15 protein-coding genes are annotated in these 16611 nt (G+C 37.4%); 13 read left to right on the top strand and 2 right to left on the bottom strand.

The annotated features are described in order from the left end of the window. Positions 1-193: 193 nt before the first annotated feature. From V3565_RS01725 to V3565_RS01710, 4 genes are all read left to right on the top strand, one after another. Positions 194-865 carry a ribonuclease HII gene (locus V3565_RS01725; RefSeq protein ID WP_455478613.1) on the top strand — a complete coding sequence of 224 codons (672 nt, stop codon included), beginning with the start codon at positions 194-196 and terminating at the stop codon, positions 863-865. Continuing rightward, complete coding sequence (locus V3565_RS01720; protein ID WP_455478612.1) at positions 862-1824, top strand: L-threonylcarbamoyladenylate synthase; 963 nt, start codon at positions 862-864, stop codon at positions 1822-1824. Before V3565_RS01725 ends, V3565_RS01720 begins: the two co-directional genes overlap by 4 nt. 2 nt (positions 1825-1826) lie before the next feature. Continuing rightward, positions 1827-3236 carry an FAD-binding oxidoreductase gene (locus tag V3565_RS01715; protein ID WP_455478611.1) on the top strand — a complete coding sequence of 470 codons (1410 nt, stop codon included), beginning with the start codon at positions 1827-1829 and terminating at the stop codon, positions 3234-3236. A gap of 151 nt (positions 3237-3387) precedes the next feature. Beyond that, complete coding sequence (locus tag V3565_RS01710; RefSeq protein WP_455478610.1) at positions 3388-3915, top strand: DUF6101 family protein; 528 nt, start codon at positions 3388-3390, stop codon at positions 3913-3915. A 271-nt stretch (positions 3916-4186) separates the two neighbouring features. Here the strand turns inward: V3565_RS01710 and purD are convergent, their stop codons facing one another. After that, a complete protein-coding gene (purD, locus tag V3565_RS01705; RefSeq protein WP_455478609.1) occupies positions 4187-5470 on the bottom strand; it encodes a phosphoribosylamine--glycine ligase in 1284 nt (427 codons plus the stop codon). A gap of 89 nt (positions 5471-5559) precedes the next feature. Between purD and ubiA the strand changes: the two genes are divergently transcribed. Next, entirely contained in the window at positions 5560-6564 is a 1005-nt protein-coding gene (ubiA, locus tag V3565_RS01700; protein WP_455478608.1) for a 4-hydroxybenzoate octaprenyltransferase, read from the top strand. 463 nt (positions 6565-7027) lie between these two features. Here ubiA and pdxH read toward each other — a convergent pair whose 3' ends face one another. After that, on the bottom strand, positions 7028-7651 hold the full coding sequence (pdxH, locus tag V3565_RS01695; protein ID WP_455478607.1) for a pyridoxamine 5'-phosphate oxidase: 624 nt from the start codon (positions 7649-7651) through the stop codon (positions 7028-7030). A gap of 311 nt (positions 7652-7962) precedes the next feature. Between pdxH and V3565_RS01690 the strand changes: the two genes are divergently transcribed. The 8 genes from V3565_RS01690 to V3565_RS01655 all read left to right on the top strand — a co-directional run bounded on the left by V3565_RS01690 (position 7963) and on the right by V3565_RS01655 (position 16586). Continuing rightward, positions 7963-8865, top strand: coding sequence for a DnaJ C-terminal domain-containing protein (locus V3565_RS01690; protein ID WP_455478606.1), 903 nt, complete (start codon positions 7963-7965; stop codon positions 8863-8865). Between the two features lie 126 nt (positions 8866-8991). Beyond that, positions 8992-9810, top strand: a complete 819-nt coding sequence (gene fabI / locus V3565_RS01685; protein WP_455478605.1) for an enoyl-ACP reductase FabI — start codon at positions 8992-8994, stop codon at positions 9808-9810. Positions 9811-9959: 149 nt separating this feature from the next. Then, complete coding sequence (gene aroC, locus V3565_RS01680; protein WP_455478604.1) at positions 9960-11048, top strand: chorismate synthase; 1089 nt, start codon at positions 9960-9962, stop codon at positions 11046-11048. A 15-nt stretch (positions 11049-11063) separates the two neighbouring features. Next, positions 11064-12176 (top strand): 3,4-dihydroxy-2-butanone-4-phosphate synthase, encoded by a 1113-nt coding sequence (ribB, locus tag V3565_RS01675; protein ID WP_455478603.1) that lies wholly within the window; start codon positions 11064-11066, stop codon positions 12174-12176. Between the two features lie 7 nt (positions 12177-12183). Then, positions 12184-12438: an exodeoxyribonuclease VII small subunit gene (locus V3565_RS01670; protein WP_455478602.1), complete on the top strand. Its 255-nt coding sequence runs from the start codon at positions 12184-12186 to the stop codon at positions 12436-12438. 228 nt (positions 12439-12666) lie between these two features. After that, positions 12667-14589 (top strand): 1-deoxy-D-xylulose-5-phosphate synthase, encoded by a 1923-nt coding sequence (dxs, locus tag V3565_RS01665; RefSeq protein WP_455478601.1) that lies wholly within the window; start codon positions 12667-12669, stop codon positions 14587-14589. A gap of 1 nt (position 14590) precedes the next feature. After that, positions 14591-15343: a TlyA family RNA methyltransferase gene (locus V3565_RS01660; protein ID WP_455478600.1), complete on the top strand. Its 753-nt coding sequence runs from the start codon at positions 14591-14593 to the stop codon at positions 15341-15343. After that, the gene (locus V3565_RS01655; protein WP_455478599.1) at positions 15333-16586 is read left to right on the top strand and encodes a class I SAM-dependent RNA methyltransferase; all 1254 of its coding nucleotides are present in this window, start codon (positions 15333-15335) and stop codon (positions 16584-16586) included. The genes V3565_RS01660 and V3565_RS01655 overlap by 11 nt, the downstream gene beginning before the upstream one ends. Positions 16587-16611: the final 25 nt, after the last annotated feature.

Below are 16611 nucleotides of genomic sequence, written 5' to 3'. Positions count from 1 at the left end.
GATAGTATAAAATAAAAGATTTTATCTTATTTATATGCTAACATGGAATATACATTGGATAAAATTCAAAAGAATCTATCTCTGTTAGATATTTTTTGAATCTTGTGTTTTCATGGATGCTATGAATATACTTTAGATAAGATATTTTTGTTGTGGGGCTTGTGAAAAATAGGCAGTGGTGCAACAATGGGTTATGTCTCGTTGTATCAATAATTTCTCAAATGTGTTTAATTTGCCACTTAAGCCAAATTTTTCGTACGAATTAGATTTACAGAAACAAGGCTTCTTTCACATCGCAGGTGTGGATGAAGTGGGGCGTGGTTCTTTAGCCGGACCTGTCGTAGTAGCTGCAGTTATTTTAGATAAAGACCATATTCCGGATGGATTGAATGATTCAAAAAAACTGTCTATACAACAACGTAGAAGACTCTATTGTGAGATTTTGCATAATGCGTTAGCAGTTTCGATTTCTAGTCTTTGTGCTCATACGATTGATAAATCTGATATCCGCAAAGCAACTTTAGAAGCAATGTATCGCTGTATCACGGGATTAGCAGTTTCAGCTCAATATGCACTAGTTGATGGGCGCGATATTCCCTCTCATCTGTCGTGTCCAGCAATTTCTTTGATTAAAGGTGATCAGCGTTCAGTTTCAATTGCGGCAGCATCCATTATAGCTAAGGTAACGCGTGATCGGATGATGGAATGTGCTGGGCAGGTTTATAAAGGTTATGGTTTAGAAAAACACGTAGGTTATGCAACGTTAGAGCATCGTGTTTCTCTTGATAAATATGGGCCAGTTATGGGATTGCATCGTTATAGTTTTGCGCCAATTAGAGAGCGATATAGGAATGATATATCATGACAATTCTTCCTCTCAATAGTGTTTCTATAAAAAAGGCAGTCACACTTCTTGAGCAGGGAAAGTTAGTAGCTCTGCCAACAGAAACTGTTTATGGATTAGCAGGAGATGCAACCAATGGGAAGGCGATAGCTTCTATTTTCTCTACAAAGAGGAGACCAGAATTTAATCCTCTTATTGTGCACGTAAGCAGCATCAATATGGCTGAATGCTATGTTGAAATTGATTGCCTTTCACGCCGATTAATGGAAATATTTTGGCCAGGTCCCTTGACATTTGTTTTACCTTTAAAGGCACGTCATAATATTCATTCTTTAACCACTTCTGGTCTTAATACATTAGCCGTTCGTTTTCCAGATAGTAGTTTCGTGGAAGTTATACAGTGTTTAGGTCGACCTTTGGCTGCTCCGAGTGCAAATCGATCAGGACGCTTGAGTCCTACTTCAGCTGATGCTGTTTTTGCATCTTTAGGGTCATCTGTTCCTTTAATTCTTGATGGTGGTGTTTCCAAAATAGGGCTTGAATCAACGATTATCAAGGTTTGTGATGAAAATGTTTATCTTTTGCGTCCTGGAGGACTCTCTGCTGAAAAAATTGAAAAAATTGCAGGAAAATTGCTGAAACGGCAAGATCAGATAGCGGCTATTGAAGCACCTGGTATGTTAAAGTCACATTATGCACCAAATACTGATGTTCGTTTGAATGTACAAAAGGTGGAAAGTGGAGAAGCACTTTTAGCATTTGGTCCTAAACGTGTTATGGGTGTTGAAAACGCTGTTTCTGTTTTAAATCTCAGTGAACGTGGACAATTGGAGGAGGCCGCATATCATTTATTTCAATATATGAAGCGATTGGATTCACTTAGAGTGAAGTGTATCGCGGTAGAGTCTATTCCCTCATATGGATTGGGTGAGGCCATTAATGATCGTTTAATACGAGCTGCTGCTCCAAGGGAGAAATAAAAATGGAGCATGATTTGATTAAGCGCTTTAGAAACATTGTCGGTGCTGCACATGCTATAACTGATCAGGTATTGATTGCACCATATTTACTCGAAGAGCGTGGACTTTTTCATGGAAAAACACCGTTGCTTTTACGACCATCTTCAACGGAAGAAGTATCATCGATTATGCAATTGGCCAGTCAAACGCGCACACCGATTGTTCCTCAGGGGGGAAATACAGGTCTTGTTGGAGGACAACAGCCTGATGAACATGGTAAAAGCATTATTGTATCCATGGAACGATTGAACAAAATTAGATGTATTAATCTTGAAGGTAATTTTGCTGTAGTGGAGGCGGGTGTTGTTTTACATAATTTACAGAAAACGGTAGATGAATTAGGTCGTTTTTTTCCTCTTTCTTTGGGATCTGAAGGATCATGCCAGATAGGAGGAAATCTTTCCTCTAATGCTGGAGGGACAGCTGTTTTAGCTTATGGAAATATGCGTGAACTTTGTCTTGGCTTAGAAGTTGTTTTGCCTGATGGCCGTATCTTAGATGATTTACGTTTTGTGAAGAAAGACAATAGTGGCTATGATTTGAAAAATCTGTTTATTGGTGCAGAAGGCACTTTAGGCATTATAACTGCAGCAGTTTTAAAGATTTTTCCAAAATCAAAAGGAAGAGCTGTTGCGTTTGTAGGTTTACGCAGTCCATCCAAAGCTTTAGAGTTTTTATCTCTTGCTCAATGCTATAGTGAGAAGATGTTGACTGGTTTTGAGATTATGGGAAAACTAAGTTTACAGATTGCGTTAAATTATGAAATGTATGAGAGATTTTTATTTGAACGTGAGCATGAATGGTATGTATTGATTGATATTTCATCGTTGCGGAGTGATAGTGAAGCATTATCGGTATTAAGGATGATTTTGGAAGAATCTCTAAAGAGTGCTATTGTAGAAGATGCGGTTATTGCTCAATCGTTAAAACAGCAAGATTTTTTTTGGCAATTGCGTGAAAGTATGTCATATGCACAAAAGTTAGCAGGAGTGTCCATTAAGCATGACATTGCGGTTCCTGTTGCTTCCATTCCTAATTTTATCAATGACGCATCTCTTGTTGTTGAAGATATTGCTCCAGGTGCACGGGTAGTCTGTTTCGGTCATATGGGTGATGGTAATTTGCATTATAATGTTATACAGCCCATTAAAGCTGATGCTTCGGAGTTTTTGCAGCTAAGGTCACGAATGAATTACTGCATTCACAGGTTAGTGATGCGTTATCATGGTGCATTTTCTGCTGAGCATGGAATTGGTCAGCTTAAGCGTAAGGAACTTCGCGTTTTCAAATCACCTGTTGCGTTAGACATTATGCAAGACATTAAGAAGATACTTGATCCTTTAGGAATTATGAATCCTGGAAAAATATTATAATCAAAGAACAGTAAGCTTTTTTACGTATTTTTGTTTAGATTTCAATAATCAAAAAAGAAACTAGTTGTTTTTTATTTAATCTTTTAATAATTCAATAGAGACAAACTATTAGAGGGTATATGTTGTTAAAATAAAATTGGGACACTTTGATATGGCTAATCAATGCGTTGATCAAGCAAAAATTGGGATCGAATTTCGGCTAGATCCGTGCCATCTGCCACATACAACGACGTATATTTCACTGAAAACAGGCAATCAGATGGTTTGTTTGTTAAGTGAACATGGTGTTCTTTTTAAAACGGATACTCCTTCAAGCTTATCGCGTTTAGTGCCAGCTTATGATTTCAAAGGGATTGCAGCACGCACCGTGAAAACTATTGCAGGAGAAAGAGCTGTTGCGTTAGAGTTGTTTCATACAGATAAAGAAGCTTGTATTCCACTTTTAGTTTCTAGGGATTTACATAATGTTCTTCTGGACTGGCGGTTATGGGCAGATATTTATAGCCTTCCCATGCTTATGATCAATGAAGATAATAGCGTTATAGTTGTAAAAGATCATGCTGATTTGCGTCGTTTTTTTTGCATGACGTCATATTCCAAACGAAAACACTTTTTGCTTCGTTATGGTAATCCATTGGGATTGCGTTTGATAATTGCTAATCGAATCGTACTGCAATAATATTTGTGCGAATTGGTTTTTTTATGTATCGTACAGATGATAGTTCATTAGAGGTTATTCGCATTTTTTTAAGATTAGTAAGCAAAAAAAATTATGAACAGCAATGAACAAATGCGTTTTAGATAGATTTGACAATAAATGATCAGGTAGTTGTGATCGTAATTTTATGCTAGGATAGTTCACTTTTTTCTATTTTGTGATTGCTATGAATGGCGTAATTTTATGAGCATCACGCCATCTTGTGAAATTGTAAAGTCATGGAAGAGAGAATTTAAAGAACTGATTTTTCTCGTTCAATGGCTCGCCATCCAATATCATGGCGAACAAACCCCTCTGGCCAATCTATACAATTAACAGCTTCATAAGCTCGTTTTTGTGCGTGTGTGACGTTTTTTCCTGTCGCTGTTATATTTAAAACTCGTCCACCATGAGCAACTAATTCTCCATTGCGTAATGCTGTACTAGCTTGAAAAACTTTTACATCAGGGAGAGCATTTGCTTTACCGATATTACGAATAATTGTTCCTTTTTGAGGGGTATTTGGGTAACCTTTTGCAGCCATAACAACAGTTAAAGCAGTTTTTTCAGACCATTGAATAGTTTTGTTTTCAAGATTTCCTTGAGCTGCTGCAAAAAGAATTGGCAAAATGTCATCTTTTAGGCGCATCATTAAAACTTGACACTCTGGATCACCGAATCGTACGTTAAGTTCAATTAATTCAGGTCCTTTTTGCGTTATCATTAATCCGACGAAGAGAATGCCTCTAAAAGGGGTTCCCATTTTTCGCATGCTCAAAAGAATCGGTTCAACAATGTCTTTTAGAGTACGATCAACCATTTCTGGAGTCATGATAGGAGCTGGTGAATAAGCTCCCATGCCACCGGTATTTGCTCCAGTATCACCATCACCAACACGTTTATGGTCTTGTGCAGATCCAAACGGAACGGCAATTTTACCATCACAAAGACAAAAAAAGCTTACTTCCTCACCTTGGAGAAAGGATTCTACAACGATTTTTCTTTCTGTATTATCGGACATGTTTTTAAAGCACGAATCAACAGCATTAAATGCTTCTTCTGTTGTTGTTGCTACAACAACACCTTTGCCAGCTGCTAAACCATCAGTTTTGATAACAATAGGAACACCCTGTTGACGAATATAGTTTTTTGCTTTTAAAGCATCATTAAAGCATTGGTAATTTCCTGTAGGGATATTATTTTTACGGCATAAATCTTTTGTAAAAGCTTTTGAACCTTCTAATCGAGCTGCTTTTTGAGTGGGGCCAAATACACAGATGTTAGCGCTATTAAGGGAGTCAGTTATACCTGCAACTAATGGTGCTTCTGGTCCAATAATTACAAGGTCGATAGAATGTATTTTACAAAAATCAATAATGAGAGAGTGATCATCAATGTTTAAATCAACATTTTCACCAAATTCCATCGTTGCAGGATTTCCAGGAGCACAATATAATTTTGTTAGCAGTGGTGATGTGGCTATTTTCCATGCTAAAGCATGTTCTCGTCCACCTGAGCCGATAAGAAGAATATTCATATTTGTTCCTATTACAAAAATGATTAAATTAATTTTATTGTCATAAGAATGCAATGCTTTTATCGTAAGACTAAAGGTGAAACCATTTGATGAAAAAAAGTAAAAATACTGTACGTATTCAATCCTGTGAGAATCAGAGGCAGATTATGGATGCATCTTCTAGACAATGGGTCTATAATTTGCTCCCATGTTCTTTGTGGTTTTATGCTCAATTAGCACGTTGGGATAGGCCCGTTGGATGGCAGCTATTAATGTGGCCTTGTTTTTGGTCAACAACTATGGCTTTTCTTTCTGATGAAATGCTTCAATTACCTGTTTTATCTGCGTTGATTAATTGGTTTTGGTATATCTTCCTTTTTCTTCTTGGATCTATAGCTATGCGAGGTGCAGGGTGTACTTGGAATGATCTTATTGATCATAAAATTGATTCTCAGGTAGAGCGAACACGTTCTCGACCATTACCGAAAGGTCATGTGAGTCGGTTTCAGGCAAAAATCTTTATATTGGTACAATGTTTGGTTGGCTTAGGTATTTTATCGCAATTTAATATATTTAGTTTTTTTTTAGGAATCTCGTCATTGGTAGCGGTTGCAGTTTATCCTTTTATGAAACGCGTTACATATTGGCCACAATTTTTTTTAGGTATAGCATTTAATTGGGGAGCTTTAATGGGATGGGCAGTTGTTTATGGAAGTTTGAGTTTAGCGCCGGTCTTGCTTTATTTAGGATCAATCTTATGGACAATAGGATATGATACAATTTATGCGCATCAAGATAGGGAGGATGATGCCACTGTTGGTGTACGTTCAACTGCACTTCTTTTTGGTAAGGGTACTAAGCGTGCGCTAGTATTTTTGTATAGTGGTTTTGTGATGTTAGTCGGTTTGGCATTTTATTTGGCGCAGGTCCCTATTTTAAGCTTTTTAGGTCTTTTTGTTGCAAGTATCCACATGTTTATTCAAATTAAAGTCATTGATATAGATAACAGTTCTCAATGCTTAAAGCTCTTTAAATCTAATTCTGTCGTTGGTTTTTTAATTTTTGCTGGCTTGGTGTGTGGTGGTATATGGATGGCACTTCATCCTGTAGCTTAGGAACAATAACATAAACGATAAAATCACGTGTACGTGACTCCAAAAAAATCTGTTAGCACTCTATGGTTAAAATTTTTTGTTACAATCTTAGATTGCCTTTTTATTGAATGTTATAGATTGCTATAAACAAACTATTGTTTGGTATATTACCCTAGATCAAATCAAAATTGTCTGATTTTTATCTACTTTAGCAGGATCATAATATATAGGATATATTTCAACCTTCTGTATTTTGCTCTCAATTTACTAAATTTTTGCGAAAGAATTTGTTTTCGTTCGCATAATTTCATAATTATAGCTTCTATTTGGATGGTATAGGAGTAAAAAAATTATTGTTCAGCCACAGTGTTGAGCAAATAATATATTTCTTTGATTTAGACTGAAACGACAATCTAATATTATATGGTAGATGATCATTTTATGGTTATGAAGGAAAAGGTTTTTATATTTTAGAATTTGAGGATTAAGGGTAAAGCCTTTGCTTTTTCCATTGGGTGTGTTTAGTAGAATTACGTGTAAAAAGTATACGATCGTGCAAACGAAATGGACGGTCACGCCAAAATTCTATAGAAAGGGGTTGGACTCGAAAGCCAGACCAATAAGGTGGGCGTGGAATATTTTCATCTGCATAATATGCTGTATATTTAGCGATTGACTTTTCGAGAATAGAACGATCTTCTAGTGGTTGAGATTGTTGGGATGCCCACGCACCGATTTGGCTGCCATGTGGTCTAGATTGGAAATATGCATCTGCTTCTTGAGCACTAACTTTTTTGACAATTCCTCTAATTCTGACTTGACGGTGGAGCGATTTCCAGTGAAAACCTAAAGATGCTTTCATTGATTTTAAAATTTCCTGTCCTTTGCAGCTTTTATAGTTAGTGTAGAAAACGAAGCCTTGTAGGCTGAAATCTTTCAGGAGAACTATGCGCACGTTAGGTAAGCCTGTTTCGTCAACTGTTGCTAATGCCATGGCGTTTGGGTCATTAATTTCGCTATTTTTTGCTTCTTCTAGCCAATTTGCAAAAAGCGTAAAAGGTTCTTGCATTTGCGTGAAATCATTTTCTGTTTGTATTTTGTTGCTCATAATTTCTCCGAATATCAGTGAGCGTTACAGATGTATTTTGTGATTTATTTTTTCATAAAAAAATAAATTGGTAGTATCTTCTTATTTTAAAAGAAAATGTCGTCATGTATCCCTATATTGTTTTAATTTATCTTGAGCAGAGAATGCAATGAACTATATTAAATGTATAAATATCTATTTTATTTCTTTTGTAGGCATGTAATATAATATGGAGAAAAATTATTCTACACAATGACTGATAAAGATGTAGATGATATTGGAAAACGTATCAATTGATATTTAAAAAACGAAAAGCTTGAAAAGAGGACAATATGCGTGATCCCTATACGGTTCTAGGTGTGGATCGCACTGCGAAACCGCAAGAGATTAAATCTGCATTTAGAAAATTAGCTAAGAAATATCATCCAGATCACAATACGGATGATGCAAAGGCTAAAGAAAGGTTTTCTGAAATTAATCAAGCCTATGAAATTATAGGTGATAAAGACAAAAGAGCACAATTTGATCGCGGCGAAATTGATATGGAAGGAAAACCGCTTTATCAATCTTATGGTACCGGTAGAAATTTTAGAAATAGACACAATCCTTTTTCAGGAGAGACAGGAGGATTTGATTTTGGTTCTTCAGGTGGTGTAAATTTTGATGCTGGCGATATTTTTCGTGATCTATTTGGGAAAAGTGGGGGGTTTTCACATTCTTCGCAATATAATCATTCTTCACAAGGAGCTCATGTTCGTGCCAATCTCACAGTAACATTGGAGCAGATGCTTGGTGCAGAAAAAGTGGAAGCTGTTTTTCCGAACGGAAAAAAATTGAAAATTAAGCTTCCAGATTATATTGAAGATGGACAAACTATTCGTTTAAAAGGTCAAGGAGAAGAGTCGTCTTACGCAAAGGCAGGAGATGCGTTAGTCACTATTCATATTCAGAAGCACCCTCGATTTCGAGTTGAGGGAAGAGCTCTCCATTTTGATTTGCCAGTTCCCCTTAAACATGCTGTTCTAGGAGCAAAAGAAGAGGTTGAGACTTTGGAGGGACGCGTAGTTTTAACTATTCCTGCATGGTCGAGTTCTGATCGTGTTTTGCGTCTGAAAGGGAAAGGTCTTCGTTTAAAAAACGGTACAAGAGATGACCTTTATGTGCATGTTCGTATCATGTTGCCAGAAGGCGGTGATATTGCATTAGAACAGTTTTTTCAAATGCAGAAAGGTTAACATCTTTTTGATTATAAAAAATCGTAGTTTTTACCTGATTTAAAACCAATTACTTGAAGAAAAAGTTAAGCTATGTCATAGGCAAGTAAGTGATGTTGATTTCTAATGGTGGTGAGGCTAGTGCTAATGGCTAATGGTAATGGTTTGTTGTGCGGCAAGCGTGGTTTAATTTTGGGGTTGGCGAATAATCGCTCTATTGCTTGGGGTATAGCTAAAGCAGCTAGTACTGCAGGAGCGGAGCTTGCTTTCACTTATCAAGGTGAAGCAATGAAAAGGCGTGTTGAGCCTTTAGCTGAAGAAGTAAAGGGTGTTGTTTGCGGTCATTGTGATGTTTCTGATAGTGCATCCATTGATGCAGTTTTTAATACAATAGAGAAACAATGGGGTAAACTTGATTTTTTAGTTCATGCTATTGGTTTTTCTGACAAAGAGGAATTAAGTGGTCGTTATGTGGACGTTAGTGAATCAAACTTCATGATGACAATGAATATCTCTGTTTATTCTCTGACAGCTGTTACTCAGCGTGCAGAAAGATTAATGCCAGATGGTGGTTCAATTTTAACTCTAACCTATTATGGTGCAGAAAAAGTGGTTCCTAATTATAATGTAATGGGAGTCGCTAAAGCAGCCCTTGAGGCTAGTGTAAAATATCTAGCTGTAGACTTGGGGCCAAAAAATATCCGTGTTAATGCTGTATCCGCAGGACCGATTAAAACATTAGCAGCTTCAGGTATTGGTGATTTTCGTTATATTTTAAAATGGAATGAATATAATGCTCCTCTGCGTCGTACAGTGACAATTGAAGAGGTAGGTGATTCTGCTCTTTACTTTCTTTCAGATCTATCACGTTCTGTTACAGGTGAAGTGCATCATGTAGATTCAGGTTATAATATTATAGGTATGAAAGCTGTTGATGCTCCAGATATTTCTGTTGTTAAAGAATAGGATTTAGTTCGTAAGATTTTACCTATTTACAACAATCTGATTGCCGCTAAAACAGTTAATAGCAGCGCAGCTTTGGATAAAATTATTTTACATGCGACTTTATATATATTGTAATCACGTGTATTTGAAGAAAAAATAGGTCGCTTTTTATGTCGCATAATACATTTGGTCATTTATTTCGTGTGACAACGTGGGGTGAAAGTCATGGCGCCGCTATTGGTTGCGTTATTGATGGTTGTCCTCCAGGAATTGTTTTCACTCTTGCAGAAATTCAATTTTATCTTGATAAACGGAAACCAGGACAGTCAAAATATACAACACAACGCCAAGAACTGGATCACGTAGAGGTGCTGTCAGGGGTTATGCTTCAAGATAATGAGACGACGTTTGTGACAACGGGAACCCCCATTTCAATGTTGATTCGCAACACAGATCAACGTTCTAAGGATTATGATACGATAGCTCATCAATATCGCCCAGGTCATGCAGATTATACTTACAATGCAAAATATGGAATTCGTGATTATCGTGGAGGAGGTCGTGCTTCAGCACGTGAGACTGCTGTACGTGTCGCAGCAGGCGCTCTTGCGCGTAAAGTTGTTCCTAATTTAACCGTGCGTGGAGCTGTGATAGCGATTGGTCCTCACAATATCAATCGTGATCGTTGGGATTGGGCAGAGGTTAATAATAATCCTTTTTTTACACCTGATCCAGAAACAGTGCCCATTTTTTCTAATTATATAGATGAGGTACGTAAGGCGGGTTCATCAGTTGGAGCTATTGTTGAGATTGTTGCGGAGAATGTTCCAGTTGGCTTAGGAGCTCCTATTTACGCGAAGCTCGATCAGGATATTGCATCGTTATTAATGTCTATTAATGCGGTTAAAGGTGTTGAAATTGGTGATGGGTTTGCGGTTGCTCGCTTAAAAGGTGAAGAAAATGCAGATGAAATGCAGATAGGCAGTGATGGGAAACCACTTTTTTTGTCAAATCATGCTGGTGGTGTTTTAGGTGGGATATCAAATGGACAGCCGATTATTGTACGTTTTGCTGTTAAGCCAACTTCATCAATTTTAATTCCTCGTCGCTCAGTTGATGCTGGTGGCAATGAGGTAAATGTTGTAACGAAGGGGCGTCACGATCCGTGTGTGGGGATTCGGGCTGTTCCTGTTGGTGAAGCGATGGTTGCTTGTGCTATCGCTGATCATTATTTAAGGCACCGTGGTCAGGTTGGTTGATTCAAAAGGCAAATAATGATGTATGATCAAAAAAAAATTGTTTCTGCGATTCGGGCTTTTGAATGCGGTGAAATTGTTGTAGTCACGGATGATGATGGTCGTGAAAATGAGGGTGATTTGACTGTTGCAGCTGCTCGTTGTACAGAAGAACAGATGGCGTTTATTATTCGCCATACAACGGGCATTGTTTGTGCTCCTATGCCAAAAGAAGAAGCGCAAAGGTTTAGTCTTTCTCCTATGGTGATAGATAATGATTCAATACACCAGACTCAATTTACTGTTACTGTTGATTTTAAACATGGGATAACAACAGGGATTTCTGCACATGATCGCACATTGGCAGTTCGTAATCTTGCTAATTCAAATGCTAACGCTAATGATTTTATTCGTCCAGGACATATTTTCCCTTTAATTGCGCATGACGGAGGGGTTCTCATGCGTTCTGGGCACACTGAAGCAGCTGTTGATTTATGTAAATTATCTGGTTTGCCTCCGGTTGGTGTTATTAGTGAATTAGTTAATGATGATGGCACTGTTAAACATGGAGATGAGGTTATAAAATTTGCACAAGATCATCAGCTTCATGTAATTACAGTTGCGGATCTTATCGCTTATCGTCAGCGTAAAGAAATGTTGATCAGGCATGTTGGAGAAATGCGTATTAAGACATCAGTAGGGCCAGCCATCGTTCAAAGTTATCAGCTTCCTTGGGAAAAAGTTCAACATGTCGCAATTGTTTTTGGTGATATTCGTGACGGCGAGAATATCCCCGTGCATTTGCATCGTGAAAATATTATGAATGATGTTTTTGGTCAATCTTCAGATATTATAACTGTTATGCGGCGTATGGTAGAAGAAGAGAAACGTGGTGTGTTTGTTTACTTGCGTGAAGGATCTGTAGGTGTTGGTTGCTCATTAAATGTTAGTAATCAGAAAATGGTGACAGAAAATTTAGAAAGTCATGTGCAGGCGATCGAACGGGAAGAAGAATGGCGTCAAATTGGTTTGGGGGCACAAATTTTAAAACATTTAGGGATTAGCTCTGTTATTGTTTATGCTCCTAAAGAACGTCACTATATCGGTTTAGAAGGTTTTGGCATTAGTATATCTAGAACAGATATCTTGTGAGGATGATATGAAACAAGGATTGCAAGAGGAGAATATTTCTTCGTTGAGTTTTGAAGAAGCGTTGAAGCAATTGGAGGGAATTGTTGAAAATTTAGAACGTGGAGATGTTCCATTAGAAAAATCAATTGATATTTATGAGCGTGGTGAAGCTCTCAAAAACCATTGTGACAGGCTATTAAAAGCAGCTGAAGCTAAAGTTGAAAAAATTCAGCTTTCAGATTCAGGTTGTCCAGAAGGTGTAGAACCGCTTGATCCAGAATAATATTAAAGAATTTCTCTATGTTTATAGCGTGAAAAAGGGTAAGGTAATTACATTTATAAAAATAGATTTTATAAGTGTTTTTCTTATAAAATGAGTTTAAAATGGTAAAATCTGTAGGCAATTTTAAAGAGGTAGGTATTTCAATGAAAAATACACCACACTATGGAGAAAACAAGATAAAGTTTGTGCCTACTATTTCATTATCTTAATAATACGAGGGGTTTTTTTTTGTCTCGGCCATTAACGCCATTGCTTGATCGTATTCGTTTACCACAAGATTTGCGGGCATTGCCTGAATCTGACTTGATGCTGTTGGCTGATGAATTGCGAGCAGAAACAATTGATGCTGTTTCTGTAACAGGGGGGCATCTTGGTGCTGGACTTGGCGTTGTTGAATTAACGATTGCTTTGCATTATGTTTTTAACACACCAGATGATAGGATTATTTGGGATGTTGGGCATCAAACTTATCCTCATAAAATTTTAACTGGTCGTCGAGATAGAATTCGTACTTTACGACAAGATGGAGGATTGTCCGGTTTTACAAAGCGCTCAGAAAGTATTTATGATCCATTTGGTGCTGGTCATTCTTCTACTTCTATTTCTGCTGGCCTTGGTATGGCAGTAGCGAGTGCTTTGAAAGCAGAGACAAAACGTAACATCATTTCTGTGATTGGTGATGGTGCTATGTCTGCTGGTATGGCTTATGAAGCAATGAATAATGCTGGTGCCTTGGATGCACGTTTAATTGTTATCCTTAATGATAATGATATGTCTATTGCACCCCCTACCGGTGCTATGAGCGCTCATCTCGCACGGTTAGTTTCCCGTCCTTCTTATCGAAATTTGCGTGAACAAATAAAAGTCTTAAGTCAGAAATTGCCAAAGTTCTTTTTTGATAAAGCACGTCGTTCAGAGGAATTTGCACGTGGGCTTTTAGTAGGGGGAACCTTATTTGATGAGCTTGGCTTTTACTATGTTGGACCTATAGATGGTCATAATTTAGGGTATCTATTGCCTATTTTAAAAAATGTTCGTGAATATCCCAGTGGTCCTGTTTTAGTACATGTGGTAACTCACAAAGGTAAAGGTTATGCACCGGCGGAGGCATCATATGATAAATATCATGGTGTTAACCGTTTTGATGTTGTAACAGGCCAGCAGGTTAAGACACAAAGTAATGTTCTTCCTTATACAAAAGTATTTTCCAAAGCTTTAGTGGAAGAAGCAATGCATGATAATAAAATTGTTGGTGTAACAGCCGCTATGCCAACTGGAACAGGTCTTGATTCTTTTGTTGCAAAGTTTCCCGATAGGATGTTCGATGTTGGTATTGCTGAGCAGCATGCTGTCACTTTTGCTGCAGGTCTTGCTTGTGAAGGTTATAAGCCTTTTGTTGCAATTTACTCTACTTTTTTACAGCGTGCTTACGATCAAATTATTCACGATGTGTCGATTCAAAAATTACCGGTACGTTTTGCAATTGATCGAGCTGGTTTTGTTGGAGCAGATGGCGCAACGCATGCTGGAAGCTTTGATATTGTTTTTTTAACAGCTCTTCCTGAATTTATTGTTATGGCTCCTTCTGATGAAGTTGAACTTATGCATATGGTACGCACGGCTGCTGCTTATGATCAAGGGCCAATTTCTTTTCGTTACCCACGTGGTGAAGGTTTTGGAATGAATTTGCCACAGAGAGGTGATTTGCTAGAGATTGGTAAAGGACGTGTTTTATGTGAGGGGAGTAAGGTTGCTTTAGTTTGTTTTGGAACACGATTATCTGAAGTATTGTTAGCAGCTGATCAGTTAGCGGCAGAGGGAATATCTACAACTGTTGCAGATGCACGATTCGCGAAGCCTTTGGATAAGGTTTTGATGCGTAGTCTGGCACGTGAGCATGAAGTATTAGTGACGATTGAAGAAGGAGCAATAGGTGGATTTGGAGCGCATTTATTACAATTTTTAGCACAAGAAGGGCTATTAGAGCATGGTTTAAAAGTTCGCACACTAAAATTTCCTGACGAATATTTAAATCATGGTTCTCCAGAGAAAGTTCTTTCATGTATTGGACTTGATGCAAATGGTATAATTAATACTGTTTTGAATACATTAGGACATAAAATTCGGCCAGTACGAAAAATACGAGTATAAAATGGCTATTAAGAAAAGATTAGATGTTCTTTTAGTTGAAAAAAATTTTTTTACTACTCGTTCACGGGCACGAGATGCAGTTATGCGGCAAACAGTGAAGGTTAATGATAAAATAGTTTTTAAAGCTGGACAAACCATTTCTGATGATGCAGAAATCACAGTTTGCGATCCTGTAAAGAATTATGTTTCACGGGCAGCGTTAAAATTAATTGGTGCGCTTGATGCATTTCCGATTGTAACGGCTAACATAACTGCTCTTGATATTGGTGCATCAACGGGTGGTTTTACACAGGTACTCTTGGAACGTGGCGCGGCACATGTTATTGCCATTGATGTTGGTCATAATCAGTTTGATGCGTGCTTATCTAATAATAGTGCAATAACACTATTAGAAGGCTTAAATGTTAGAGATTTAAAACAAGAACATTTAGGTGGTCGAGATATTAATTTAATAGTTTCTGATGTTAGTTTTATTTCTCTTAAGCTTGCATTACCTTCTGCTTTATCTTTCGCTAAAAAAGGGGCTCAAGCAGTTTTATTAGTAAAACCTCAATTTGAAATTGGTCGAGATGGTATTGGTAAGAGAGGAATATTGAAAAATCCATCAATGGCCAAAAAAATAGCTGAAGATCTTTTTTATTGGCTGGATACTCAAATGGACTGGACCGCAAAGGGTTTAATTCCTTCACCTATTACTGGTAGTGATGGCAACTTAGAATATTTGTTATTCGGAGAAAAAAAGAGTGGGCAGTGACGTGATCATTGATCATATTGGCGAGAACGGTCATGGTGTTGCTAAAACTTTGAATGGTTTTGTTCATATCCCTTTTACTTTACCAAGAGAAGTTGTTAGCATTGTTATTCATGGAAAATATGGGAAACTTATTGCGTTAAAAGAAAAATCATTAGAACGTATTGATGCTGCTTGTAAACATTTTGAGAAATGTGGAGGATGTATGCTGCAGCATTGGCATGATGATTTTTACCGTTCTTGGAAGCGGCAGTTGGTCATTGATATGCTGAAAAGGTTTAGGCTTAATGTTGCTGTTTCGCCTTTAGTTGAATGTGGGTATTATAGTCGCCGACGAGTTACCTTAACATCATCTCGAATTCAGAAAAAACATAGTCTTGGTTTCAATAATCATCTATCTCATGATGTAGTCGCTATTGAGGAATGTCCAATTACGTGTCCAGAGATTATATCTAAATTAGATGCTATTAGGATGCTTTGTGCTCTTTTGAGTAATGATGATAAACGTTTTCATGTTACGATAACGTCTGTTGAGAATGGTTTAGATGTTTCTTTGAATGGTTGTGTTTTACGAGATGATTTTATTCGTCAAAAAGTGATTAAAGCAGCTCTTTCTTGTGGGATTATACGTCTATCTATTGAAGGTGAAATCTTAGTTGAACAAAAAAGGCCATTCATTTACTTCGGAGATGTTCGTGTTGAGCTTCCTTCTGGTGCTTTTCTTCAGGCAACTGTTGAAGCAGAGAAGATCATGAGCAATATTATCTTAAATCATTTAAAAAGAGCAAAGAATGCTGTTGATTTATTTTCAGGTGTGGGAACTTTTACTTTGCGTATGGCTAAAAAGATGAATGTTCATGCTATAGAGAGTAATGGAGCCGCATTAGCGAATTTAAATCGTGCAGCACGTTTTGCCACTGGTTTGAAAACAGTAACTTGTGAAAAACGTGATCTTTTCCGTTATCCACTTTCTGTGAAAGAACTTAAGTGTTTTGATAGCGTTGTCTTTGATCCTCCACGGGCTGGTGCAGAAGAACAGGTACGTGAATTAGCTAAGACAACAATTCCACGTATAATAGCTATTTCATGCAATCCTGCCACGTTTGCCCGTGATTTATCTATTCTCGTTGCAGGTGGTTATCAAATAGAAAAAATTATACCGATTGATCAATTTTTATGGTCACCACATGTTGAAATTATTTCTGTTTTGAGCAAAAATGCAGCAAAAACAGGCTGGAAACTTTAGCTTATTCGCAAGATATTAAAAACTT

It is taken from the genome of Bartonella sp. B10 (assembly GCF_053794435.1).
The sequence above is the reverse complement of the archived record's forward strand: the minus strand, read 5'-3'. Positions and strand labels throughout refer to the sequence as shown.